The organism is Kitasatospora sp. NPDC018058 (assembly GCF_044327205.1).
In the GTDB taxonomy this organism is placed as follows: Bacteria; Actinomycetota; Actinomycetes; order Streptomycetales; family Streptomycetaceae; genus Kitasatospora.
In genome coordinates this window covers 124,357-149,024 of sequence record NZ_JBIRFA010000013.1, presented here as the reverse complement: position 1 = coordinate 149,024, position 24,668 = coordinate 124,357, and the positions used below count along the sequence as shown (strand labels likewise).

The window sequence follows — 24,668 nt, the reverse complement described above, 5'->3', positions numbered from 1 at the left end:
CCCCGGCCGCTCGCCGGGGCCGCCCCAAGCCGCCGAGCCGGAAGAACACCGTGACCGTCACCGACCACAGCCAGCAGCTCATCACCGTCGCCGCGCAGGCGGCGGCCGACAAGCTCGCGCACAACATCATCGCCTTCGACGTCAGCGAGGTGCTGTCGATCACCGACGCCTTCCTGATCGCCTCCGCGAACAACGACCGCCAGGTCCGCTCGATCGCCGAGGAGATCGAGGACCAGCTGCGCGAGCAGCTGGACATCAAGCCGGTGCGCCGCGAGGGCGAGCGCGAGGGCCGCTGGATCCTGCTCGACTACCTGGACATCGTCGTGCACGTCCAGCACTCCGAGGAGCGCTCCTTCTACTCGCTGGACCGGCTCTGGAAGGACTGCCCCGAGCTGCCGCTGCCCGAGGACGCCATGGCCTCGCGCAACCGCCCCGACGCCATCACCGACGGGGCCGGCAACGCCGTCGCCCCGGCCGACGACTTCGGCAAGCCCGAGGACCTGCACTGAGCCGGGAGACGCGCGGTCCGCGCATCGTCTTCTGGCGGCACGGCCAGACCTCCTGGAACCTGGAATCGCGTTTCCAGGGCACGACGGACATCGAGCTGACCGGCCAGGGCGTCCTGCAGGCCCAGCGGGCGGCCCGGCTGCTCTCCGGCCTGCGCCCGGACCTGCTGATCTCCTCGGACCTCAAGCGCGCCCGGCGCACCGCCGAGGAGCTGGCCCGCATCACGGGGCTCGACGTGCAGCACCACGAGGGCCTGCGGGAGACCTACGCGGGCTCCTGGCAGGGGCTGACCAACGCCGAGATCCGTGAGCGCTACCCGGAGGAGTACGTGGCCTGGGCGGCCGGGGAACTGGTGCGACGCGGTGGCGGCGAGCTGTCCACCGAGGTCGCCGACCGCTCGGTGCCGGTGGTGCTGGAAGCCGCCGCCAAGCTGCCGGAGAGCGGCACACTGGTCGTGGTCAGCCACGGCGGCACCATCCGCACCATGCTGGGGCGGCTGCTGGGCCTGGAGCCGCCGCTGTGGGAGTGCTTCGGCGGGCTGTCCAACTGCTGCTGGTCGGTGCTCGGCAAGGGGGCGCGCGGCTGGCGGCTGCTGGAGCACAACGCGGGTACGCTCCCGCAGCCGGTCATCGGCGACGACACCTGACGGTTCCGGCCGGGGTCGGCACCCGGGCGACGAGGGCCCTCGGGGGCTTCGGGGACTCCCCGGAGGCTTCCGGGGGCCTTCTCCGTGCTGCTTCCCCGGGGCTTCCCCGGGGCTTCTCCGGGGGCCTCGGGGGGATCCCCCGGTTGGCCTCGGGGGAGCGGTCGCGGGGGCCCGGAAGACGCGGATTTCGCAGTTCCGGGCCTGACCGGCTAGAGTCTTCCTCGTTCGCACGGAGGGAACGCGGCCCGGAAGGGAAGCGGGAGATCCGGTGAGTGCGGGGCTATAGCTCAGTTGGTAGAGCGCTTGCATGGCATGCAAGAGGTCTGGGGTTCAATTCCCCATAGCTCCACTCCGCATCGGCGGTCGTGGCCAGTTGGAATTCAGGGGCCGGGGTCGTCCGTGTCGCGGGGCTATAGCTCAGTTGGTAGAGCGCTTGCATGGCATGCAAGAGGTCTGGGGTTCAATTCCCCATAGCTCCACAGTGGTTCGAGAGGCCGTCACCCACCGGGTGGCGGCCTCTCGCGTTCCGCCCGGAGGCGGTCAGGACACGCAGGTGTGCTGCCAGCCGCCCGGCGGCAGCGAGTTGAGCGCCTCGACCCGCTCCCGGTCCTGGTCGGCCACCGGGACGTAGACCACGATGTAGCACTCCGGCACGCCCGGCATCGTCAGATAGGTGGCGTCCAGCCGCATCACACCGAGCACCGGGTGGCGGAAGATCCGCAGCAGGGTCTTCGGCGGTGCCACCTCCTGGCGCTCCCACAGCTCCCGGAACAGCTCGCTGCGCGCCGACAGCCGTTGCACATGGGCCTCCCAGACCGGCTCGCCGACGTGCTTGCCGTACGCCGAGCGCAGCACCGCCACCATCCGCGGCAGGGTCTCCTCCGGGTTCTGGCACGGGTTGCAGCACGACGGCGCGGTCAGCATGCACCAGAGGCTGTTGAAGAAGACCCCCTGGGACGGGCGCATCCGCTCGGTGCCGAACAGCGAGCGGTACGGCTGGTTGAAGCTCAGCACGTCGAACCGGGTGTTGGAGACGGCAGCCGGCAGCGGGGCGAGCGAGTCCAGGATCACCCGGATCGACGGGCTCAGCTCCGGCGGGGCCGGCTGCGCGAGCGGCGAGGGGGCCGCCCCGGCCAGCCGGAACAGGTGCGCGCGCTCGGTGCCGTCCAGCCGCAGCGCCCGGGCCACCGCCAGCAGCACCTGCTCGCTGGCGTTGATCGGACGCCCCTGTTCGAGCCAGGTGTACCAGGTGACCCCGACCCCGGCGAGCTGTGCGACCTCCTCGCGGCGCAGCCCCGGCGTGCGGCGGCGCAGTCCCGGCGGCAGGCCGACGTCCTCGGGGGTGACCCGTGCCCGGCAGGCCTTCAGGAAACGGGCCAGCTCGGTTCGACGGCGGTCGCGGCCGCCCGCCGCGGTGGGCAGTTCCTCCAGCACGGTCATGCCGTCCATCGTGCCGCAGCGCGCCCGGGCGATACAGGTGCTGCCAGTACCAGGATCGGCAAGCTCTAACCACCAGTACCGGGACGGCCCCAAGATGGCCGCCATGACGGACCTTCAGATCCGACCCGGCGTGGTCGGAGGCACCGGCGAGGCCCCGGCCGTACGGCCCGGGCTCCTCCTCGCGCTCGTCCTGTGCGGGCAGTTCATGGCCGTGCTCGATGTTTCCATCGTCAATGTCGCGGTGCCCACCATCCGCACCGACCTCGGCGCCTCCGGCGCCGCGCTGCAACTGGTGATCGCCGGCTACACCATCGCCTACGCGGTCCTGCTGATCACCGGCGCCCGGCTCGGCGCCCGCTACGGCTACAGCCGGCTGTTCCAACTCGGCCTGGCCGCCTTCACCGCCACCTCGCTGGCCTGCGGCCTCGCCCCGGGCACCGGCTGGCTGATCGCCTTCCGGCTGCTCCAGGGCGCGGGCTCGGCGCTGATGGTGCCGCAGGCGATGAGCCTGCTGCAGCGCACCTTCACCGGCGCCGCCCGCGCCCGGGCGCTCGGCCTCTACTCGGCGGTGCTGGCCGGCGGCATGGCGCTCGGGCAGGTGCTCGGCGGGGTGCTGGTCAGCGCCGACCTGTTCGGCACCGGGTGGCGGCCGGTGTTCCTGGTCAACGTGCCGCTCGGGCTGGTGCTGCTGGCCGCCGGCGCCCGGCTGCTGCCGCGGCTGCCCGGCGACGCCTCGCGCGGCTTCGACCTCCCGGGCCTGGTGGTGCTGGGCGCGGCGCTCGGCCTGCTGGTGGTGCCGTTGGTGCTCGGCCACGAACTCGGCTGGCCGACCTGGGGCTGGGTGATGATCGCGGGCAGCGTGCTGCTGTTCGGCCTGTTCGTGGTGGTCGAACGCGGCATAGCCCGGCGCGGTGGGCAGCCGCTGATCTCCGGGCGGGTGCTGCGCGCCCCCGGGCTGCGCCCGGCGGCGGCCGGACTGTTCGCGATCATGGCGGCCTTCTCGGGCTTCATGTTCTCCTTCGCCCTGCACCAGCAGGCCGCGCTCGGTCACAGCGCGCTGCGGGCCGGGCTCTGCTCGGCGCCCGTCGCGGTCGGCTTCGGGCTGGCCAGCCTGCACTGGCACCGGTTGCCGGGCCGCCTGCACGGGCTGCTGCCGGTGCTCTCCGCGGTGCTGCTCGGGGGCGGCTACCTGCTGCTGGGGGTGCTGCTCGGCGGCGGCTCGGAGATCGGGGCGGTGCCGCTGGCGGAGATGGCCGCGCTCGGCCTGACCGCCGGCTGCGCGTACGCGCCGCTGTTCGCCCGGGCGCTCGCGGGGGTGGCGCCCGAGGACGCGGCCGATGCCAGCGGGGTGATGGTGACGGTCATCCAGCTCGGACAGGTGATCGGGGTCGCGGTGCTCGGTTCGGTGTTCCTCGGGCAGGTGGACCTGCCGGCGCCGGCCGCCGAGTCGGGGCACGCGCTGGAGGTCACCCTGGCGGTCAATGCCGTCGGGGTGCTGCTGGCCTCGGGCTTCGCCGCGCGCAGCCGGCGGGCGGTGCGCCGGGGGCCCTGATCCTCCCCGTGGCCCGCACCTCGGGAAACGGATTTCTGGAGCACGCCCCGGACCGTGTAAAGTAGTCGATGTCGCCGAGGGAAACGGACGGAAACGGCCGAGAAACCCGGTGACATCGCAGGTCAAGGGGCTATAGCTCAGTTGGTAGAGCGCTTGCATGGCATGCAAGAGGTCTGGGGTTCAATTCCCCATAGCTCCACAGTGATCAAGAGCCGCCTCCCGTCACGGGGGGCGGCTCTTCGCCGTTGTGTCCATGCCATCGGCGGACGGGCGGGAAAGACCGCTACCGTCGTGCCATGGCCGATCTGCAGCGAAGGCGGAACGAGGAGCTGGCCCGGATACTGCACCAGCTCGGCTGGAGTCCGGAACGGCTGGCCCGCGAGGTCAGCCTCGCCCTGCCGCCGGGCCTGGCCATCAGCTCCACCGCCCCCTACAAGTGGCGCGACCGCGGCATGGTGCCGCGCAGCCCGCACGACCAGACCGTCTGCGAGGTGCTCAGTCGCACCCTGGGCATCGCCGTCACCTACGAGCAGCTCTGGGGCCGGATGGGTGGCCACCGTGGCGCCAAGATCCTTTCGCCCCGGCTGCTCACCGACCCGTGGACCGCCGACACCGCCCAGACCGCCCTGCGCGAGGCCGCCACCGACGCCGGGCCCGTCCGCCTCACCGACCTCTTCCGCAGCGCCGACCTCGACCACGCCGCCGAACGGCTCGCCTCGCCGCCCCCGCCGGTCGGCGGCGGCGAGGGCGCGCTGCGCATCGACGCCGGACTGGTCGGCGAACTGGGCCTGTCCTTCCGTAGCAAGCAGCGACTCGAACGCTCCTGCGGCGGCGGCCTCGTCCTCGGCCCCACCCGGGCCGAACTCGCGATGCTCGCCAAGCTGTTGGAGCTCGGCGCGTACGACGAACGGCTGGGCCGTGAGCTGTACGGGACGGCCAGCAGGCTCGCCCGGCTGGCCGGCTGGGCCGCCTACGACCTCGGCCACGACGCGGCCGCCCAACGGGCCTTCGTCGCCGCGCTGCGGGCCGCCCATGTCAGCGGCGACCCCCGGCTCGGCGTCGCCGGGCTCGGCGCACTGGTGGTGCTCGCCACCCAGGGCGCCGGCGGGCGGGGCCTGGACGCCGTCTCCGCGCTGCGCACCGCCCTGGAGACCCACGGCCCCGCGCTCAGCCCCACCTCCCGGGCCCGTCAGCTCGGCCGGATCTCCCGCGCCCACGGCCGCCGCGGCGAGGCCGAGCAGGCCGAGGCGGCTGCCGTCCGGGCCTTCGCCGAACTGGACGGCGTGCCCGGCACCGAGGAGGCCCGGGCCGACCTCGCCGGGATGGTGGGGGAGGGGCGGTTGGCGCTCGGCCGGTGCCGGATGGCCAAGCCGCTGCTCGCCGAGGCCGTCGCCGGGCTCGGGCCGGGGCGGGCGCGGTCCAAGGCGCTGCTGATGGTCCGCCTCGCCGAGGCCCACCGGAGGCTCGGCGACCAGCGCGAGGCCGCCCGTACCGTGGCGCAGGCGCGCTCGCTGGCGGCGGGGATGCAGTCGGAGCGGCTGGCGAAGGCGTTGCGGGACTTCGACGCGGCGGGGCGGGCGGCGGCGCGGTGATCCCGGTCCGGCACGGCGCGGCGCGGTCCGGCGCGGGGATCCGGGCTCGGCACGGTGTGGTGGGCCGGGCCCGGCGCGGGGCGCCCGCCGTGCGGTACGGCCGGGAGTGCCCTGACCTGCTTGCGGTACCCTGAGCCCATGCGAACCGTGCGCCTGCTCCTTAGCCGGCCGCGCTGACCAGGACTGGCCGCGCCTTCGGGCGGTGCCGGAGTCGGCGTGGCATCCCCTCCTGCGAGGGGATTTTTTGTTTTCCGCCCCCGCCCGCGTCGTGGGACGGGTCCACGGGCCGGCCGCGTCGCGGTTCGCCAACTGACACCGATGGAGCTTGAAGGACCATGAGCGAGACGACCCCTGCGTCCGGCGCGGCCGAGACCGCGACCGAGACGTTCCGGTACAGCGCCGCGCTGGCGGCGGACATCGAGTCCCGCTGGCAGGACCTCTGGGAGAAGGAGGGCACCTTCCACGCCCCCAACCCCACCGGTGCGCTGGCCGACCCGGCCGCGGGGGACGTCGCCGCGAAGCCGCACAGCTTCATCATGGACATGTTCCCGTACCCCTCGGGCGCGGGCCTGCACGTCGGCCACCCGCTGGGCTACATCGCCACCGACGTGTTCGCCCGCTACCAGCGGATGACCGGCCACAACGTGCTGCACACGCTGGGCTACGACGCCTTCGGCCTGCCCGCCGAGCAGTACGCGGTGCAGACCGGCACCCACCCGCGGGTCTCCACCGAGGCCAACATCGCCAACATGCGCCAGCAGCTGCGCCGGCTGGGCCTGGGCCACGACCCGCGCCGCTCGATCTCCACGATCGACCCGGACTACTACCGCTGGACCCAGTGGATCTTCCTGCAGATCTTCAACTCCTGGTACGACGAGGACGCGCGCAAGGCCCGTCCGATCGCCGAGCTGGTCGGCCGGTTCGAGTCCGGCTCGCGTGAGGTGCCGGGCGGGCGCGCCTGGGCGGAGCTGTCGGCCGCGGAGCGCGACGAGGTCCTGGGCGAGTACCGGCTGGCCTACGCCAAGGAGGTGCCGGTCAACTGGTGCCCGGGCCTGGGCACCGTGCTGGCCAACGAGGAGGTCACCGCGGACGGCCGCTCCGAGCGCGGCAACTTCCCGGTGTTCAAGTCCAACCTGCGCCAGTGGATGATGCGCATCACCGCGTACTCCGACCGCCTGATCGCCGACCTGGACCTGCTGGACTGGCCCGAGGCCATCAAGCTGCAGCAGCGCAACTGGATCGGCCGCTCCGAGGGCGCCCGGGTCGACTTCGCCGTCGACGCCGGCAAGATCACCGTCTTCACCACCCGGCCCGACACCCTGTTCGGCGCCACCTACATGGTGCTGGCGCCCGAGCACGGCCTGGTCGACTCCATCGTCCCCGCCGCCTGGCCGGAGGGTGTGCCCGCCGAGTGGACCGGCGGCGCCGCCACCCCCGCCGAGGCCGTCGCCGCCTACCGCGCCGCGGCCGCCGCCAAGTCGGACGTCGAGCGGCAGGTCGAGGCCAAGGTCAAGACCGGCGTCTTCACCGGCGCCTACGCCGTCAACCCGGTCAGCGGCGAGTCCGTCCCGGTGTTCATCGCCGACTACGTGCTGATGGGCTACGGCACCGGCGCCATCATGGCCGTCCCCGCCCACGACCACCGCGACTTCGCGTTCGCCCGCGCCTTCGCCCTGCCGATGCGCTGCGTCGTCGAGCCGACCGACGGGCGCGGCCAGGACCCGGCCGCCTGGGACGACGCGTTCGACACCTACGACTCCGTCATCGTCAACTCCGCCCGCTCCGAAGGCGATCTGTCGCTGGACGGGCTGAGCGTGGTCGACGCCAAGGCCGCCGTCACCGCCTGGCTGGCCGAGCGCGGCATCGGCGAGGGCACCGTCAACTACCGCCTGCGCGACTGGCTGTTCAGCCGTCAGCGGTACTGGGGCGAGCCCTTCCCGATCGTCTACGACGAGGACGGCGTGATGCACGCGCTGCCCGAGTCGATGCTGCCGGTCGAGGTCCCCGAGGTCGACGACTACTCGCCGCGCACCTACGACCCGTACGACGCGGACTCCTCGCCGGAGACCCCGCTGTCGCGCAACGAGGCCTGGGTCGACGTCGAGCTGGACCTGGGCGACGGCGTCAAGAAGTACCGCCGCGAGACCAACACCATGCCCAACTGGGCGGGTTCGTGCTGGTACGACCTGCGCTACGTCGACCCGACCGACACCGAGGCCGTCGTCGACCCGGCCAACGAGCGGTACTGGCTGGGCCCCACCGCGGCCAAGCCGGCCGGCGGCGCCGACCTGTACGTCGGCGGCGCCGAGCACGCCGTGCTGCACCTGCTGTACGCGCGCTTCTGGCACAAGGTGCTGCACGACCTGGGCCACGTCTCCTCGGTCGAGCCGTTCCACAAGCTGTTCAACCAGGGCATGATCACCGCGGACGTCTACCGCGACGAGCGCGGTTTCCCGGTGCCCGCCGCCGAGGTCGAGGAGCGCGACGGCAAGTACTTCTGGCAGGGCGAGCCGGTCAAGCGCGAGGCCGGCAAGATGGGCAAGTCCCTGAAGAACGCCGTCGCCCCGGACGACATCGCCGACGAGTACGGCGCGGACACCCTGCGCCTGTACGAGATGTCCATGGGCCCGCTGGACGTCTCCCGCCCCTGGGACACCCGGGCCGTCGTCGGCTCGTACCGCTTCCTGCAGCGGCTGTGGCGCAACGTCGTCTCGGAGACCACCGGTGAACTGGTCGTCACCGAGGAGCAGCCGGACGAGGCGACCCTGCGCGCCCTGCACAAGGCGATCGACGGCATCCGCGGCGACATGGCCGGGCTGCGCTTCAACACGGCCGTCGCCAAGGCGATCGAGCTGAACAACTACCTGGTCAAGCGCGGCTCCACGCCGCGGGCGGTGGCCGAGCAGCTGGTCCTGATGGTCGCGCCGCTGGCCCCGCACATCGCCGAGGAGCTGTGGCGCCGCCTGGGCCACGGCGAGTCGCTGGCGCACGCCGACTACCCGGTCGCCGACCCGGCGTACGTGGTCGACGAGACGGTGACCTGCGTGGTGCAGATCAAGGGCAAGGTGAAGGCCCGGCTGGAGGTCGCGCCGAGCATCTCGGACGCCGAGCTGGAGGCGCTGGCGCTGGCCGACCCGGCGGTGGTCGCGGCGATCGGCGACGCGGCGGTGCGGAAGGTGATCGCGCGGGCGCCGAAGCTGGTGAACATCGTCACCGGCTGAGGGTCCGGGTGAGGCCGGCCGGGCCGGTGTGATCGGGCGGGTGTCCTTCGGGGCACCCGCCCGGTGCTTTTGCCGCGGGCTTCCCGGTGGCTCGCGGGGCCTTGGTCCCGGGCCCTCGGGGAGATCCCGGATCTGTCCCTGATCTCCGCCCGTCGGGCCTGTTCGGACCGGCCCCGGGCCGGGTGCGGGGGCTACGGTGGAACCCTCGGCAGTGCGGCCCGCGTTGGGCCCGGTGGGGGCCGACCCGGTGGCGGAAGGTGGCGCGCGATGGACGTGTTCGGCGTGATGATCGGCTTGGTCCTGCTCTTCGGGATCGCGGTGCTGGTCCTGGCCGTGGCCGGCACGGTCAAGGCGGCCAAGACGGTCGCCGAGAAGGTCGGGAGGCACGAGGCCAACGCCCGGCGCGCCGTCGAGACCGCCACCCTCAAGGCGAAGACGTACACCAAGGTCGGCCCGCCCGCGCAGATCGCCACCGTCCGGCTCAAGCTGCGGACCGCCCTGGACGGCACCCGGCAGGTGCTGGAGAGCGGGCTGGCGCAGGACGGCCAGCTCGGCGAGGCCCTCGCGCTGCTGACCCGGCTCGACGCCCACGCGGCGGAGCTGGACGGCGAGCTGCGGATGCTGGAGCGCGAGCCGGACACCGCGCGGATCGCGGCCAAGCTGCCGGAGCTGCGGGAGCGGGCGGAGCGGATCACCCACTCGGCGGAGACCATGCGGTGGGCGGCGCAGGACCGGATGCGCCGGTTCGCGGACGACGAGCTGGGCCGGCTGAGCCAGGAGTGCGAGAGCGAGGCGGGGGCGCTGCGGCACTGGGACACCGCCGGGGCGGGTTCTGCGGGGCCCTCGTCCGGTGCGGGGTCCTCGTCCGGCGTCGGTTCGTCGGCGGGTGCGCGTGCGGGTGCGGGTGCGGGTGCGGGTGCCGGCGTCGGTTCGTCGGCGGGTGCGGCTCGGGCCGGGCTGACGGACGGGAAGGGGCGGCCGAGCGCGGAGGAGTTGCTCGGGCTGGCCGAACCGCTGGCGAAGCTGGCGCAGCGGCTGCGCAAGCCGTCGACGGGGCCCTCGGCGGGCTGAGTCACCGCGTCCTCCCGGTGCGCCGGGAAGAGCGCTGTCCTCCCGGACGAACGGGGAGTAACCTCCGCCTCATGCCCTCCGACCTCGCACTTGTCACCGATTCGACGGCCTATCTGCCGCAGGCGGCTCTCGATCGGCACGGGATCACGGTGGTCCCGCTGAGCGTCGCGGTCGGGGACTCGGTCCTCTGCGAGGGCGTCGAGATCTCCCCGAAGGACGTCGCCGAGGCACTGCGCGCCAAGCAGCGGGTGACCACCTCCCGACCCAACCCGGAGACCTTCGCCGCCACCTACCGCGCGGCCGCCGAGGCCGGGGCGAAGGGGATCGTCTCGGTGCACATCTCCGGCGAACTGTCCGGCACGGTCGAGGCCGCCCGTCTGGCGGCCGCCGAGGCGCCCGTACCCGTGCGGGTGGTGGACAGCCGACTGGTCGGCATGGCCCTCGGATACGGGGTGCTGGCGGCGGCCGAGGCGATCGAGGCCGGTCAGGGCCTGGCCGGGGCGGCCGGGGCGGCGGAGCGACGGGCGGCCGGGACCAGCGGGTTCTTCTACGTGGACACCCTGGAGCACCTGCGCCGGGGCGGACGGATCGGGTCGGCGCGGGCGCTGCTCGGGTCGGCGCTGGCGGTCAAGCCGCTGCTGCACCTGGACGGCGGGCGGATCGAGCCGCTGGAGAAGGTGCGGACGGCCTCGCGGGCGATCGCGCGGCTGGAGGAGCTCGCGGTCGAGCGGTCGGGGGAGGGCGAGGTGGACATCACCGTTCACCACCTGGCGGCCGAGGACCGGGCCGAGCCGCTCGCGGAGCGGCTGCGGGCGCGGGTACCGGGGCTGCGGGAACTGTACGTGGGCGAGGTGGGGGCGGTGATCGGCGCGCACGTCGGGCCGGGCCTGCTCGCGGTGGTGGTCGCGCCGCGCTGAGGCGGCCGTCCGGTCAATTTCCGCGGGTGCCCCTCACGCGTGTGAGTGACGTTTTTTATCCACAACCCCCAAGTTATCCACAGGGTTCCGGTGATTTCCGCGGGCGGCCCTCCGGGCTCCTAGCGTCCTCGCCATGACGACTTTGGGCCTGGGCGCGGCGAAGCGCCAAGCGATCAACGAGACGGTGCGGCTGCGAATGGCGGCGCTGCTGCCGACGGCGGACGACGAGCCGGTGGGCGGCTCCTCCTCGGGGACTTCTCCGCCCTCGGGGACTTCTCCGCCGCCGCCCGTCGAGACGGCGCCGTCGGCGGCGGTGGACCTCGCCGATCCGCCCCCGGGTGGCGGGCGGCTGCGGTTCGCCACGGCACTGGCGCTCGACCGGCGGGCGGTGGCCGGGCTGGTGATCCTGCTGCTGTTCGCGGTGGGCTACGCCGTGCAGCACTTCTGGCTGGCCAGGCCGGAGTCGGTGGCGGTTCCGGCGTTGGCCTCGGCGCCGGCGGAGCCGGGCACGCCCTCGGGCGATGTCTCGGCCGGCTCCGGGACCGGTTCCGGAGCCGGTCCGCCCGAGGCCGCTGCGGGCCCGGGGGCCGATGCCGCCGTCGTGATCGACGTCGGCGGGCGGGTCCACCTGCCCGGCCTGCACACCCTGCCGGGCGGCTCCCGGGTGGCGGACGCCCTACGGGCGGCGGGCGGTCCGCTGCCGGAGACGGACACCAGGGGCCTCAACCTGGCCCGGGTCCTGACGGATGGTGAGCAGATCCTGGTCGGCGAGCAGGCCCCGGCTCCCGTCCAGGTCTCCGGTGGCGCCAACGGGCCTCCCGGGGGCGGCACGCCCCGACCACCCGTCAGCCTCAACCGCGCCACCCTCGAACAGCTCGACACCCTCCCGGGCGTCGGTCCGACTCTCGCCCAGCGCATCCTCGCCTACCGCACCTCGCACGGCTCCTTCCGTACGGTCGACCAGCTCCGACAGGTCAGCGGCATCGGTGCCCGGACCTTCGCGGAACTCCGTCCGCTGCTGACGCTCTGACGTTCTTCCCCGTCCCTCTTGCCGTTCTTCCCCGTCCCTCTTGCTTTTCCTCGCCGACCCTTGAAGGGAGGTACCGCCGTGTCCGCCGTCACCGCACCGCTCCCGCGCCCCCGGTCCTCGGGTGCCGACTTCCGGCTGCTACTCCCCGCGGTCTCGGCCTGGGTGGTCGCGGCGGCGCTGCTGACCCTGGAACCGGGGTCCGAGGTCCTGCTCCTCTCACTGGCGGGCGTCGCCGCCCTCGCGGCCGTCCTGCTGCTCGTCCGGCCGGGCCTCCTACGTCGGCGCGGGGCCGCGGTGTCGCTGGCCGCGGTCCTGCTCACCGGAGCGGCGGCCGCGCTCGCGACCCCGCTGCACACCGCCGACCTGCACCGGGGGCCGCTGCCGGAGCTCGCCCGCGCGGCCGAGCACGCCCCGCCGCGATCCCCGGGCGCGCCTGCGCCCGTGGTGGAGGTGGAGCTGACCGTCGCGGGGGACCCGAAGGTCCACGCCTCCCGGGGCGGCACCACGGGCGGGCAGAGCCTCCTCACCGTGGAGACGGTGGCCGACCGCGTCACCGTCCTTCCGGACGGGCGGGCCACCCGCACCCACACCCCCGTGACCGTCATGGTCCGAGGACCGGAGAGCAAGCCCTGGCTGGGGCTGCTCCCGTCCGAGCGGCTGGCCGTGGAGGCCGAGGTGCGGCCGGCGGGGGAGGGTTACGACACCGAGTCCGCGGCGCTGCTGGTCGTCCACGGCCCGCCCCGGCAGCTCGCCCCGCCGAGCCTGCCGCAGCGGATCGCCGGACGGTTGCGCGAAGGCCTGCGCACGGCATCCGCCGGGCTCCCCGCCGACGCGCGCGGGCTGCTCCCGGGGCTGGTGGTCGGCGACACCTCGCGGCTGCCCGACGACCTCGTGGACGCCTTCCGGGCCACCGACCTGGTGCACCTGGTGGCCGTCAGCGGGGCCAACCTGGCCATCGTCCTCGGCGTACTGCTCGGCGCACCCGGCCAGGCCGGTACGGCGGAACGGCGGGGACTGGCCCCGGTGTTGGGGCTGTCGCTGCGCACCACCGCCCTGCTCGGCACGGCGCTGACGCTGGCCTTCGTCACCGTCTGCCGGCCCGAGCCGAGCGTGCTGCGGGCGGCGGGAACAGGGCTGATCGGCATGCTGGCCCTGGCCACCGGCCGTCCCCGCCAGGCCGTACCCGCGCTCGCCGGAGCCGTGCTGGTCCTCGTCCTGCTGGACCCGTTCCTGGCCCGATCCTTCGGCTTCCTCCTCTCGGTGCTGGCCACCGTCGGGCTGCTCGTCCTCGGGCCGCACTGGGCCGAGGCCCTGCGGGCCCGGCGCTGGCCGCACCACCTGGCGGGCGCGCTGGCGGCGACGGCGGCGGCGCAGGCGCTGTGCGCGCCGGTGACGGTGGTGCTGTCCGGGCACATCAGCCTGGTCGCGATCCCCTGCAACCTGCTGGCCGAACTGGCGGTGGCCCCGGCGACGTTGCTCGGCTTCGGGGTGCTCGTCCTGCAACCCTTCTTCCCGGCCGTGGCCCGTCTGCTCGCCGAGCCGGCCGGAGTGCCGGCCAGCTGGCTCGCCTTCGTGGCGCGGCGCGGGGCCGAACTGCCGGGTGGCCAACTGGCCTGGCCGGGCGGTTGGTTCGGGACGGTGACGGTCGCCCTCGCCACCCTGGCCGCCTGCTGGGCGGCGCCCCTGCTGCTGCCCCGACGGACGGAGCCCGGCCGGCGGGCCTGTACCCGGCGCCGCAGGGCCCGGGCGCTGGTGACAGGGGCCCTGCTGGTGGTGCTGCTGGCCGTTCTGCTGCGCCCCCCACAGCTCGCCCGGATCGCCACCGGCTGGCCGCCGCCCGGGTGGCGGCTCGTGATGTGCGATGTCGGGCAGGGAGACATGTTGGCCCTTCGGACCGATGTGCCGGACAGCGCGGTGGTGATCGACACGGGGCCGGACCCGAACGCCGCCGACCGGTGTCTGCGCGACCTCGGCATCACGACGGTTCCGCTCCTGCTGTTGACGCACTTCCACGCCGACCATGTCGAGGGCGTGCCAGGGGTGCTGCGGGGCCGCGATGTCGGTGCGGTCGAGGGCACCGCACTGGACGATCCGCCGGGTGAGGCGGCCCGGGTGGTCGGCTGGGCGGCCGCGGCCGGTGTGCCGCTGCTGCGTGCGGGTCGTGGTGAACGACGGTCGGCGGGTGCGGAGTTGGCCTGGGATGTGGTGTGGCCGGATCCGCGGGCAGCCGTCGAGGCGCCCGGCGCGAACAACGCGAGTGTGGCGTTGCTGGTGTCCTTGGCCGGTGGGCTGCGGATGGCGCTGCTCGGTGATCTCGAACCACCCGCCCAGTCCGCCCTGTTGGGCCGACTGGGCCGGGTCGACGTCCTGAAGGTGGCGCACCACGGCTCGGCGCACCAGGACTGGGACTTGACCGCAGCCCTGCGGCCCCGGCTCGCCCTGATCTCCTGCGGTGAGGGCAACGCGTACGGTCACCCGTCCCCGCGTACGGTCGACCGGCTGCGCGCGCTCGGTGCCACCGTCCTGCGCACGGACCGTGCGGGCGACATCGCCGTCACCGGCGACTCCCCGGCCACCCTCGCCGTCTCCGCCCACCCCCAGCCCGACCACGGCACCCACGCCGCCCCCTCCGCCCGCCAGGGCCACTCGACCGCCGAGCCCCGAGCCCCACCCCTGTGACCCCGGCTCTCATTCTCCCTCCACAACGTGGGGCAGGGCAGGGGGCGGGTGGTGGAGGGAGGGGCGGGGGGCGGTGGCGGGGCCCGGGGAAAGCGATCGCGGCGCGCTCCAGACCTGCCCGGAGCGCGCCGCGAACCAGCGTGGCCCGCCCGGGCCGAGGCAACGGGCAGCGGACGATTGCGGGCCCGGAACGGTCAGCGGACCGGCAGCACCCGGGTGTGCTCCTTGCGGACGGCCTGCAGCGCGTTCGGCTTGAGGCCGAGCAGCTTCAGGATGGTCGGCGCGATCTGCTTGGTCTCGACCTTCTCGTCCTCGCGGACACCGTCCGGGGTGGCGGCGCCGGAGACGACCAGCGGCACGTCCAGGTCGTCGGCGTGGGCACCGCCGTGCTCGGCGATCTTGCTGCCGCCGGTGTAGACGACGCCGTACTGCGCGACGCCGAAGACGTCCGGCACGCGGGGGTCGCCCGGCGTGACGTGGAAGTACTCGGCGGCCTCCTCGCCGGCGTAGACCTTCTCGACGCCGCTCCGGGTGAACGGGCGGGCCTTGCCGTCGATGTCGACGCCGTTGCCGCTCTGCGCCAGCAGGTGGTTCTCGGCGAACTCGGTGGCGGCCGCGGAGCGGTCGTTCAGCCACAGCAGCACGCCGTCGTCGTCGACCGCGTGGGCGACCAGGTCGCCGGCGCCCGGGTGGGCTGCCTTCCAGGCGGCGTTGAGGCCGTCCAGCAGCGGGCCGTCGTCGATCCGGTTGAGCGCGGTCGGGTCGATCGGGGACTGGCCGTGCTTGGCCGAGAGGACGACGGTGGTGGAGCCGTCCAGGTGCTGCTTGCGCAGCTCCTCGGTCAGCGCGCCGATCTGCCGGTCGACGAATTCCAGGTTCTTCTCGACCAGCGGGCCGGGCACGCCCTTGGTGACGTAGCCGCCCTGGAGGCCGTCGGAGCTCTTCAGCTTCTGCGCGGTGGAGACCGACTGGAGGTTCAGGCCGAAGACCGCCGGGGTGCCGACCTTCTCCGAACGGCTGTGGTCGTAGCCGTCGATCTCGTTGAGGACGGCCTGCACCTTGTAGGAGTCGTACTGTTCGGTGGCCTGGTTGTCCTTGGTCCAGTCGCCGCTGTACCCGGCCGCCTTGCTGTTGATCTCCGGGGTGAAGAGGTCCTGGATGCCCTCGCCCGAGGGGCCGTTGAGGATGTCGTAGGCGGCGTGCTTGTCCGACCACGCGGTGCGCAGACCGGCCTCGCGGGCCACCTCGAAGACGGTGTTCACCTGGAGGTAGGAGTGCGGGTAGACCGGCTTGCAGGTCTGCGGGTCGACCGGCAGCTTGGCCGGGTCGAGCAGGGTCTGCGGCCGGCCGGTCATCCGCAGGATGGAGCCGGGCAGGCCGGCGAGGCCCTGGCCGGCGTCGAGCGCGTCCTGGTTCTTGTCGAGGTCCTCGGTGAGGTCCACCTCGACGCCGGGCTTGGCGCCCTTGCAGTCGGTGGTGCCGGCCGGGAGCAGCGCCGCGTTGTAGGTGTCGTCGTAGTAGACGCCGGTGGTGCCCGGGCCGCCGCCGGTCAGCTGGGCGACCATGCCGGGGAAGGAGTCCGAGGGGTTGGTGGTGCTCGCGTGGGTGTACTCGACACCGCCGCGGACCAGCCGGGCGAGCGCCGACTGCGGGTGCTCGGCCACGAACCGGGCCAGGTCCGACTGGTGCAGGCCGTCGACCGAGACCAGCAGCACGTGCTTGGCGTGGGCGCCGCGGCCCTCCTCGGCGGCGGCCGCCTGGGCGACGGTGGATCCGGCCAGCACACCGGCTGCGCCGAGGGTGGCGGCCAGCCGGACATAACGACGGGTCACGGAAGACTCCTGGAGGGGGAATTGGCTGCGGCGGTGCGCTCCTAGGGTCAGAGGCCTCGGTATATCGGCGGCAGCCAAGACATGAACAGTTCCGAACCCCTCTGCGGAGAAATCCGGGAATTCGCCGGATCTCGCCAACTGGACGCCCCGTCAAGGGAATTGGTGAACGTGCACCGTCAATGCGCCGGAATTCTCGGAAGGTCCTGGCCTTTTCCTCCGCCGGGCGGCGCCGGGGCCGGCACTGGCACCGGCGCTGAACACCGATCGGCCGGGCCGGCCTCGCGCAGCCCCCGAGGCGGTGGGAGGTCGTCGGTCGGGAGACGTCGAAGGGCCTGGTCGGGCCCGGTCGGGTCGGGTCGTGGACGCGGGCCTCGCCGACCTCGAAGGCTCGACCGCGTTCCACTCGCGACTCTTCGGCACCGAGCCCGCCGAGCGGTGGCCCGGCGACGCGGACTTCGTCGTCGCCGAGCCGCCGCTCAAGCCGGGTCCTGATCGCGGGCCGGGCCGACGCCGACCCCCTCTACGCGGGCGAGGGCGCCCCCCCTGGCGGCTGCTGTGTCGGTCAGGCCTCCTCGCGCCAGCCCTCGTAGGAGGTGGCGACGGTGTCGAGGGCGTGCAGGAGGGTGGGGGTCCAGCCGTCGGCAGGGGGGTCGAGGACGATCAGCCACTGGGCGTCCTCGGCGTCGTCCTCGCCGGCCAGGGCGTCGCGGACGATCTCCAGCTCGCCGAGGTCCGGGTGGCCGGCGCTGAGCTCCTCGGCGGCCTCGTCGGCGGCGTCGCGGTCGGGCAGGACGAGCAGCTGGCGGACGAAGGGGTCGTCGACGTCCGGCAGGTCGGTGGTGTGGTTCTCGGTCACCGGGCCATTCTCCAGGTCGGGCCGGGTGACCGGTCGGGCGGGAGTGTCCGCGGCGCGTGGGATGCTGGTAGGCGATGGCCAGGAAGAGTGCACCCGACGACCTGCTCGCCCCGCTGACCCTCGCGGTCGGCCAGGAGGAGCTGCTGCTGGACCGCGCGGTCGCCCAGGTGGTGGCCGCGGCGAAGGCGGCGGACCCGGACACCGACGTACGGGACCTGCCGCCCGGCGGGCTGCAGCCCGGCAGCCTGGCCGAGCTGACCACGCCCTCGCTGTTCGCCGAGCGCAAGGTGATCGTCGTCCGGGCCGCCCAGGACCTCTCCGCCGACTCGGTGAAGGAGGTCAAGGCGTACATCGAGGCCCCGGCCGAAGAAGTGATCATGGTGTTGGTGCACGCCGGCGGCGCCAAGGGCAAGGGCCTGCTGGACGCCGGGCGCAAGGCGGGCGGCCGCGAGGTGGCCTGCGCCAAGCTGACCAAGGCGAGCGAGCGGCTGGCCTTCGTCAAGGGCGAGTTCCGCACCCTGGGCCGCTCCGCGACCCCCGAGGCCTGCCAGGCGCTGCTGGACGCGCTCGGCAGCGACCTGCGCGAGCTGTCGGCCGCGTGCAGCCAGCTGACCTCGGACGTCGAGGGCACGATCGACGAGACGGTGGTGGCCCGCTACTACAGCGGCCGGGCCGAGGCGACCGGCTTCGAGGTGGCCGACCTGGCCGTCACCGGCCGGGCCGCGGAGGCGCTGGAGCGGCTGCGCTGGGCGCTGGCCGTCGGCCAGCCTCCGACCGGCATCACCTACGCGCTGGCCTCCGGCGTGCGCAGCATCGGGCGGCTGGCGACCGCCGGCCGGAACATGCGGCCGGCCGATCTGGCCCGCGAGTTGGGCATGCCGCCGTGGAAGGTCGACCGGGTCCGCCAGCAGATGCGCGGCTGGACCGGCGACGGGGTGGCCGCCGCGCTGACCGCGATCGCCCGGGCCGACGCCGCCGTCAAGGGCGGCTCGGACGATCCGGCCTTCGCCCTGGAGCGCGCGGTGGTCGCCGTCGCCCGGGCCGCCCGGGCCGGCTCCCGCCCCGCCTACTGACGGTCCGGGGCGGGGTGGGGCCGCTCACCCGCGCGTCACTTGCGCATCGAGCGGACGGCCTCCCAGGTGTCGGCCTGCAGCGCCGTGCGGAGGTCCTCCTTGGACGGCACCTTGCTCTTGCCGTCGGTGTAACTGCCGTTCCAGGAGATGTAGTACGTCATCCCGCCGTCGCGGACGTCCACCTCGGCGCTGACGGTGTGCCAGGTCTTGTCCGAGGTTCCCGGGTCGTCCTTGTAGATGAAGTACGCCTCTTCGCCGAGGCCCGGGATGTCGCTGATCTGGTAGCCCCGCGCGCGGTAGACCTCCTTGGCGGCCGAGAACTCCGGTGCCGGGTTCACCGCCTTGTGCAGGTCGCCGCGCATGTAGGCCGAGGCGTACTCGCCGCTGGAGGTGGTGTCGCCGATGCGCTTGAGCGACATCGAGCAGGTCATGCTGTCCAGGGCCGGGTTCTGGTCGGTGTGGTGGGTCGGCGAGCTGGTGTCCGAGGTGTTGTAGGTCTTGAGGAGGTTCTCCGGCTTCGCGGTGACGCAGAAGTTGTCCGAGGTGTGGTACGAACCGAGGCTGCGCGGTGCGGACTTGCCGCCGCCGCTGCTGACCAGGCCCGGGATGACCAGTACGGCGGTGGTCCAGCCGGCCGAGGCGAGCACCGCGCCGACGAAGGCCCAGACGGCGTTGCGGCGCAGGTTGCCCCCGGAGCGGCCCCCGGCCGCCCCGCCCGGGTGAACACCTGCGGGAACACCCGGCGGAACGGCCCCGGAGACAGCCGTGGGTGCGGCCCCGGGAACGGCCGCCCCCGGCGAGGCGGGCAGCCCGGGCGGCGGGCCGAACCCGGCCGGCCCCGGCGAACCCGGTACGGGCGTACCGGTGGGCACACCCCCCGGCGTCTGCTGCGGGAACCCGTACCCCGGCCTGTTCGGCCCATGTCCGGGTGTCGGCGGCGGTGGCGTCGTCATGGAAGTCCCCCTCGTGACTGGCGTCGCGGCGCTCCCCGCGCCTCGAACGCAGCTCGGTCGCGCGTGACCGACCGACCATAGCGGCCGGGGCGCGGAACGCGACAGGCGCCGCAGTCGGCCTCTGGGGAAGAGGCCGGCTGCGGCGCCTGTTCGTACGGCTGTGTGCACCGCACCCGCGTGGCGAACGCAGGCCGCGTGCGGTGCGAGTTCTCGCACGCCTCAGGGCTCCGGGTAGAGGGCCGGGTCGTCCCGAGGCGGTGGGGGTCGGAGCCCCCGGAGGCGTCAGGCCTGGGCGGCGGTGTTGACGCGCTTGGTGATGGCCGACTTCTTGTTGGCGGCCTGGTTGGCGTGGATGACGCCCTTGCTCACGGCCTTGTCCAGCGCCTTGGAGGCGGCGCGGGCCAGCACGACGGCCTTCTCGGTCTCGCCGGCGGCAGCGGCCTCGCGGGCCTTGCGCAGAGCGGTCTTCAGCGAGGACTTGACGGCCTTGTTGCGCAGGCGCGCCTTCTCGTTGGTCTTGTTGCGCTTGATCTGGGACTTGATGTTCGCCACGAAGGAGCCTCAGTCTTGTCTAAAAGGTATTGAACGGGCTGCACCCGACAACCGTCGGTCTAGCTGAGAGGGCATGCCGAGGCCAGGTGCAGCAGCCCACGCTACCAGGGGCCCGCCGCGCGCCCCAAACCGGACCGGCCGGGTCAGGCGCTCAGCACCGGCTCCCCGTAGTGCTCGACCTCCGGGAACGGCCGGTAGAACCGGTGCAGCAGCTCCCGCCACCGCTGGTACTCGGCCGAGCCGCGGAACCCCTCGGTGTGGTCGGCGAGCGTCTCCCACCGCACCTGGAGCAGGAAGCGTGAGCCGCGCCCCTCGTCGAGGCAGCGGCGCAGTTCCAGGGAGTGGAAGCCGCGCTGGACGGCGATCAACGGACGGGCCTCGGCGAAGGCGGCGAGGAACTCGTCCTCCCGGCCGGGCAGGACGTCGAGCAGTGCGCTTTCCAGGATCATGGCCGCCCATCCTGCCGTCGTACCGCAAGGGACGGAAGGCTCCGAGGTGCCCGAACGGCGTCCGGTGCCGCGGTCGTGGGAAGATGGAGGGGACTATTTCGATCGGACGAGACTGTCCGGTCCCCGGGATAGCCGGTCAGCGATGATCCGGACACCCCCGGCCCCGGACCAACGGAGAATCGGACCAAGGTGCCCGCGACCCCCAGCAATGTGCCAGAGCCCAGCCGTACCGACCCGGCGCTGATCCGCAACTTCTGCATCATCGCCCACATCGACCACGGCAAGTCGACGCTCGCAGACCGGATGCTGCAGATCACCGGCGTCGTCGACCCGCGGCAGATGCGTGCCCAGTACCTCGACCGCATGGACATCGAGCGAGAGCGCGGCATCACCATCAAGTCGCAGGCGGTCCGCCTTCCGTGGGCCCCCAAGACCGGGCCGGACGCCGGGACGACGCACATCCTCAACATGATCGACACCCCGGGCCACGTGGACTTCACGTACGAGGTGTCCCGCTCCCTGGCGGCCTGCGAGGGCACCATCCTGGTGGTCGACGCCGCCCAGGGCATCGAGGCGCAGACCCTCGCCAACCTGTACCTGGCGCTGGAGAACGACCTCACGATCGTCCCGGTGCTCAACAAGATCGACCTGCCGGCCGCCCAGCCGGAGAAGTACGCCGCCGAGATCGCCCACATCATCGGCTGCGACCCCTCCGACGTGCTCCAGGTCAGCGCCAAGACCGGCCTCGGCGTCGAGGGCCTGCTGGACCACATCGTCAACACCGTCCCGGCCCCGGTCGGCGTCAAGGACGCCCCGGCCCGCGCGATGATCTTCGACTCGGTGTACGACTCCTACCGCGGCGTGGTCACCTACGTCCGTGTCGTGGACGGCCAGCTGACCAAGCGCGAGCGCATCGCGATGATGTCGACCGGCGCGACCCACGAGCTGCTGGAGATCGGTGTCATCTCGCCCGAGCCGAAGGTCGCCGACGGCCTCGGCGTCGGCGAGGTGGGCTACATCATCACCGGGGTGAAGGACGTCCGGCAGTCCAAGGTCGGTGACACGATCACCTCGATGCACAAGGGGGCGACCGAGCCGCTCGGCGGCTACAAGGACCCGCGCCCGATGGTGTTCTCCGGCCTCTACCCGCTGGACGGTTCGGACTACCCGCTGCTGCGCGACGCGCTGGACAAGCTGCGCCTCAACGATGCCGCCCTGGTGTACGAGCCGGAGACCTCGGTCGCGCTCGGCTTCGGCTACCGCTGCGGCTTCCTCGGCCTGCTGCACCTGGAGATCATCCGGGAGCGCCTGGAGCGGGAGTTCAACCTCGACCTGATCTCCACCGCCCCGAACGTGATCTACCGGGTGGTGATGGAGGACGGCAGCGAGCACACCGTCACCAACCCGAGCGAGTTCCCGTCCGGCAAGATCGCCGACGTCTTCGAGCCGGTCGTGCGCGGCACCATCCTGGCGCCGAACGAGTTCGTCGGCGCGATCATGGAGCTGTGCCAGTCCCGCCGCGGCAGCCTGCAGGGCATGGACTACCTGTCCGAGGACCGGGTCGAGCTGCGCTACACCCTGCCGCTCGCGGAGATCGTCTTCGACTTCTTCGACCAGCTGAAGTCCAAGACCCGCGGCTACGCCTCGCTCGACTACGAGCCCATCGGCGAGCAGAGCGCCAACCTGGTGAAGGTCGACATCCTGCTGCACGGCGACGCGGTGGACGCGTTCTCCGCGATCGTGCACAAGGACAAGGCCTACGGCTACGGCGTGATGATGGCGGGCAAGCTGCAGAAGCTCATCCCCCGCCAGCAGTTCGAGGTGCCGATCCAGGCCGCCATCGGCTCCCGGGTGATCGCCCGTGAGACGGTCCGCGCGATCCGCAAGGACGTCCTCGCCAAGTGCTACGGCGGTGACATCTCCCGTAAGCGGAAGCTGCTGGAGAAGCAGAAGGAAGGCAAGAAGCGGATGAAGATGGTCGGCAGCGTGGAGGTCCCGCAGGAGGCCTTCATCGCCGCGCTGTCCACCGACGCCGAGACGCCGAAGGACAAGAAGTAGCACCGAGCGGTACCAGGAGGGCCCGGGCACCCGCCCGGGCCCTTCCGCGTTCCCCGTTCCCCGGGGACGCGCCGTTCCCGCAGGACGTCCCGCCGGCTACTTGAGCGCACCGAGGACGACGGTGACGATCCCGGCCTTGGCCAGCCGCCCAGCGGTGCCGGTGAGGACGGTGGGCTTCATCGAGTCGTCCGGGTGGACCAGCTGCAGCAGCCCGTCCCGCCGGCCGAGGCTCAGGCACTGCACGACGTACTGGAACGAGAACGGCTTCGAGGTGCGCCCGTCGAGCAGCTTGCCGACGTACTGGCCCTGCGGCAGGGCGGTGGCGCAGCCCATCCGCAGGGTGCCGACGCCGGGGACGGTGACCGCGGCGGCGTCGCCGACCACGTGGACGTCCGGGTGCGAGACCGACCGCAGGTGGTCGTCGACCAGGGCCCGGCCGTGCTCGTCCACGGCCAGTCCGGCCTCGGCGGCCAGCGGGTGCGGCTCCATCGAGGCGGCCCACACGGTGAGGTCGGCCTCGATCGGGCCGGCGGTGGTGCGCAGCCCGTCCGGGGTGACCTCGGTGACGGTGGCGTTCTCGTGGACGGCGACGCCGAGCCGGTCGAGGACGCGCCGGACGTGGGCGCGGCCCTTGGGCGAGTAGATGCCGCCGACCTGCCCGGCCGCGACGATCCGCACCCGCCAGCCGGGGTGGGCCTCGGCGAGTTCGGTGGCCAGTTCGATGCCGGTGGCGCCGCCGCCGACGACGGCCAGGGTGCCGGGGCGGTCGGCCTCGCGGATCAGGCGCCGCACCTCGGTGGCGCGCTCCACGGGGTGGGCGTGCTCGGCGGCGCCGGGGACACCGTGCCAGGCGGTGCGGCTGCCGAGAGCGTAGACCAGGGTGTCGTAGCCGAGGGTGGTGCCGTCGTCCAGGACGACCTTGTGCCCGGCCGGGTCGAGTTCGACGGCCCGGGCCCGGTGGTGCTGGATCCGGCGGCCGCGGGCCAGGTCGCCGATGGCGGGCCAGTCGCGGCCGCGGCCGGCCGCGGTCTCGTGCTGGCGGATGCGGTGCAGGAGCCGCTCCTCGGGGGCGACCAGGGTGACGGTGTGGTGCCGTCCTGCGCCCTTGGCCGCGGTGAGTCCGGCGTACCCGGCGCCCAGTACGACGATCCGCTTGCCGGTGCTGGTGGTGCTGCTCATCTCGTCCGCCTCCTCGCGAGGTCGCTCCGGTGGAGCGCTGTTCGGGAGGGGGACGACGCGGCCGGTCAGGATGTGACGGTGACCTGTGTCACGTGCTCGCGCAGGCCTGTCACGTCGCCGTGACCGGGCTGATCCGGGCGAGCTTCTCGGGGTTGACCACGGTGTACGCCTCGGTGATCCGCCCGTCGGCCAGGGCGAAGGCCACCACGCCGGTGACGGCGCCGGTGGCCTTCTCGTACCAGACCAGGCCCGGCTCGCCGTTGACCATCGCGTAGCCGAGTCCGAACTCGGGGGTGAACCACTTGTCCACCAGGCCGGCCACCAGCCGGGCCACCTTGTCGGCGCCGTGGACCGGGCGGGCGGCGGCGCGGACGATGCCGCCGCCGTCGGCGTGCCAGACCACGTCCGGGTCGAGGATCTCCATCAGGCCCAGGATGTCGCCCTTGGTGCTGGCGGCGGCGAAGGCCTCCACGGCCCGGCGGTGCTCGGCCGGGTCGGCGCCCGTGTGCGGGCCGCCGTCCTTGACCCGGCGGCGGGCCCGGGAGGCGAGCTGGCGGGTGGCGTCGGGGGTGCGGTCCAGGGAGGCGGCGATGTCCTCGAAGCCGACCGCGAAGACGTCGTGCAGGACGAAGGCGGCCCGCTCGGCCGGGGTGAGCTGCTCCAGCACGGCGAGCAGGGCGAGCGAGACGGACTCGCCGCGTTCGGCCAGCTCGGCGGGGGAGTCGGGGACGCCCGCGTAGGAGACGGAGGGCTCGGGCAGCCACTCGCCGTAGTAGGCCTCGCGGCGGGCCCGGGCGGAGCCGAGCTGGTCGTAACAGAGCCGGGTGACCACGGTGGTGAGGAAGGCGCGCGGGTCGGTGACGGCGGCCCGGTCGGCGGCCTGCCAGCGCAGCCAGGCGTCCTGAAGGACGTCCTCGGCGTCGGTGAAGGAGCCGAGCAGCCGGTAGGCGACCGAGCCCAGGTAGCGGCGGTTCGTCTCGAACGCGTCCGGGGCCTGTTCGGGGGCGGTGGGCTGGGCGGTCACGGGGCCACGGTAGCGAAGAGCGCCGCCCGTTGAGAAG

The 24,668-nt window shown here is 73.3% G+C and carries 19 protein-coding genes and 3 tRNA genes; 14 read left to right on the top strand and 8 right to left on the bottom strand.

Annotated features, from left to right (window positions below; genetic code table 11):
- Window positions 1-50 precede the first annotated feature (50 nt).
- From rsfS to ACH4E7_RS20220, 4 genes are all read left to right on the top strand, one after another.
- On the top strand, window positions 51-509 hold the full coding sequence (gene rsfS / locus ACH4E7_RS20235; RefSeq protein ID WP_396250385.1) for a ribosome silencing factor: 459 nt from the start codon (window positions 51-53) through the stop codon (window positions 507-509).
- Window positions 506-1,153 (top strand): histidine phosphatase family protein, encoded by a 648-nt coding sequence (locus ACH4E7_RS20230; protein WP_396250453.1) that lies wholly within the window; start codon window positions 506-508, stop codon window positions 1,151-1,153. The genes rsfS and ACH4E7_RS20230 overlap by 4 nt, the downstream gene beginning before the upstream one ends.
- A 276-nt stretch (window positions 1,154-1,429) precedes the next feature.
- Window positions 1,430-1,502 (top strand) — tRNA-Ala (locus ACH4E7_RS20225).
- Window positions 1,503-1,559: 57 nt separating this feature from the next.
- Window positions 1,560-1,632 (top strand) — tRNA-Ala (locus ACH4E7_RS20220).
- Window positions 1,633-1,693: 61 nt separating this feature from the next.
- Here the strand turns inward: ACH4E7_RS20220 and ACH4E7_RS20215 are convergent.
- A complete protein-coding gene (locus tag ACH4E7_RS20215) occupies window positions 1,694-2,593 on the bottom strand; it encodes a helix-turn-helix transcriptional regulator (protein WP_396250384.1) in 900 nt (299 codons plus the stop codon).
- A 103-nt stretch (window positions 2,594-2,696) separates the two neighbouring features.
- On the opposite strand from ACH4E7_RS20215, the gene ACH4E7_RS20210 reads away from it, so the two are divergent.
- From ACH4E7_RS20210 to ACH4E7_RS20175, 8 genes are all read left to right on the top strand, one after another.
- Complete coding sequence (locus ACH4E7_RS20210; protein ID WP_396250383.1) at window positions 2,697-4,145, top strand: MFS transporter; 1,449 nt, start codon at window positions 2,697-2,699, stop codon at window positions 4,143-4,145.
- Between the two features lie 126 nt (window positions 4,146-4,271).
- Window positions 4,272-4,344: transfer RNA gene (locus ACH4E7_RS20205), tRNA-Ala, on the top strand.
- 97 nt (window positions 4,345-4,441) lie between these two features.
- Entirely contained in the window at window positions 4,442-5,737 is a 1,296-nt protein-coding gene (locus tag ACH4E7_RS20200; protein WP_396250382.1) for a hypothetical protein, read from the top strand.
- Window positions 5,738-6,072: 335 nt separating this feature from the next.
- Window positions 6,073-8,958, top strand: a complete 2,886-nt coding sequence (gene leuS / locus ACH4E7_RS20195; RefSeq protein WP_396250381.1) for a leucine--tRNA ligase — start codon at window positions 6,073-6,075, stop codon at window positions 8,956-8,958.
- A 267-nt stretch (window positions 8,959-9,225) separates the two neighbouring features.
- Complete coding sequence (locus ACH4E7_RS20190; RefSeq protein WP_396250380.1) at window positions 9,226-10,029, top strand: hypothetical protein; 804 nt, start codon at window positions 9,226-9,228, stop codon at window positions 10,027-10,029.
- 71 nt (window positions 10,030-10,100) lie between these two features.
- A complete protein-coding gene (locus tag ACH4E7_RS20185; RefSeq protein ID WP_396250379.1) occupies window positions 10,101-10,946 on the top strand; it encodes a DegV family protein in 846 nt (281 codons plus the stop codon).
- Between the two features lie 133 nt (window positions 10,947-11,079).
- The gene (locus ACH4E7_RS20180; RefSeq protein ID WP_396250378.1) at window positions 11,080-11,976 is read left to right on the top strand and encodes a helix-hairpin-helix domain-containing protein; all 897 of its coding nucleotides are present in this window, start codon (window positions 11,080-11,082) and stop codon (window positions 11,974-11,976) included.
- Window positions 11,977-12,054: 78 nt separating this feature from the next.
- Window positions 12,055-14,655 carry a ComEC/Rec2 family competence protein gene (locus ACH4E7_RS20175; protein ID WP_396250377.1) on the top strand — a complete coding sequence of 867 codons (2,601 nt, stop codon included), beginning with the start codon at window positions 12,055-12,057 and terminating at the stop codon, window positions 14,653-14,655.
- A gap of 194 nt (window positions 14,656-14,849) precedes the next feature.
- Here ACH4E7_RS20175 and ACH4E7_RS20170 read toward each other — a convergent pair whose 3' ends face one another.
- Both ACH4E7_RS20170 and ACH4E7_RS20165 read right to left on the bottom strand, forming a co-directional pair.
- Window positions 14,850-16,487 carry an alkaline phosphatase family protein gene (locus ACH4E7_RS20170; RefSeq protein ID WP_396250376.1) on the bottom strand — a complete coding sequence of 546 codons (1,638 nt, stop codon included), beginning with the start codon at window positions 16,485-16,487 and terminating at the stop codon, window positions 14,850-14,852.
- 562 nt (window positions 16,488-17,049) lie between these two features.
- Window positions 17,050-17,343, bottom strand: coding sequence for a hypothetical protein (locus ACH4E7_RS20165; protein WP_396250375.1), 294 nt, complete (start codon window positions 17,341-17,343; stop codon window positions 17,050-17,052).
- Window positions 17,344-17,417: 74 nt separating this feature from the next.
- Between ACH4E7_RS20165 and holA the strand changes: the two genes are divergently transcribed.
- Complete coding sequence (holA, locus tag ACH4E7_RS20160; RefSeq protein ID WP_396250374.1) at window positions 17,418-18,416, top strand: DNA polymerase III subunit delta; 999 nt, start codon at window positions 17,418-17,420, stop codon at window positions 18,414-18,416.
- Between the two features lie 35 nt (window positions 18,417-18,451).
- On the opposite strand, the gene ACH4E7_RS20155 is transcribed toward holA, so the two are convergent.
- The 3 genes from ACH4E7_RS20155 to ACH4E7_RS20145 all read right to left on the bottom strand — a co-directional run bounded on the left by ACH4E7_RS20155 (window position 18,452) and on the right by ACH4E7_RS20145 (window position 20,370).
- On the bottom strand, window positions 18,452-19,288 hold the full coding sequence (locus ACH4E7_RS20155; protein WP_396250373.1) for a hypothetical protein: 837 nt from the start codon (window positions 19,286-19,288) through the stop codon (window positions 18,452-18,454).
- Window positions 19,289-19,651: 363 nt separating this feature from the next.
- Window positions 19,652-19,921 (bottom strand): 30S ribosomal protein S20, encoded by a 270-nt coding sequence (gene rpsT, locus ACH4E7_RS20150; protein WP_329931122.1) that lies wholly within the window; start codon window positions 19,919-19,921, stop codon window positions 19,652-19,654.
- Window positions 19,922-20,064: 143 nt separating this feature from the next.
- Window positions 20,065-20,370 (bottom strand): antibiotic biosynthesis monooxygenase family protein, encoded by a 306-nt coding sequence (locus tag ACH4E7_RS20145; protein ID WP_396250372.1) that lies wholly within the window; start codon window positions 20,368-20,370, stop codon window positions 20,065-20,067.
- Window positions 20,371-20,559: 189 nt separating this feature from the next.
- On the opposite strand from ACH4E7_RS20145, the gene lepA reads away from it, so the two are divergent.
- Window positions 20,560-22,428, top strand: coding sequence for a translation elongation factor 4 (gene lepA / locus ACH4E7_RS20140; protein ID WP_396250371.1), 1,869 nt, complete (start codon window positions 20,560-20,562; stop codon window positions 22,426-22,428).
- 96 nt (window positions 22,429-22,524) lie between these two features.
- Here lepA and ACH4E7_RS20135 read toward each other — a convergent pair whose 3' ends face one another.
- Window positions 22,525-23,607, bottom strand: a complete 1,083-nt coding sequence (locus ACH4E7_RS20135) for an NAD(P)/FAD-dependent oxidoreductase (RefSeq protein WP_396250370.1) — start codon at window positions 23,605-23,607, stop codon at window positions 22,525-22,527.
- A 109-nt stretch (window positions 23,608-23,716) separates the two neighbouring features.
- Window positions 23,717-24,631 carry an RNA polymerase sigma factor SigJ gene (gene sigJ / locus ACH4E7_RS20130; protein ID WP_396250369.1) on the bottom strand — a complete coding sequence of 305 codons (915 nt, stop codon included), beginning with the start codon at window positions 24,629-24,631 and terminating at the stop codon, window positions 23,717-23,719.
- Window positions 24,632-24,668 lie beyond the last annotated feature (37 nt).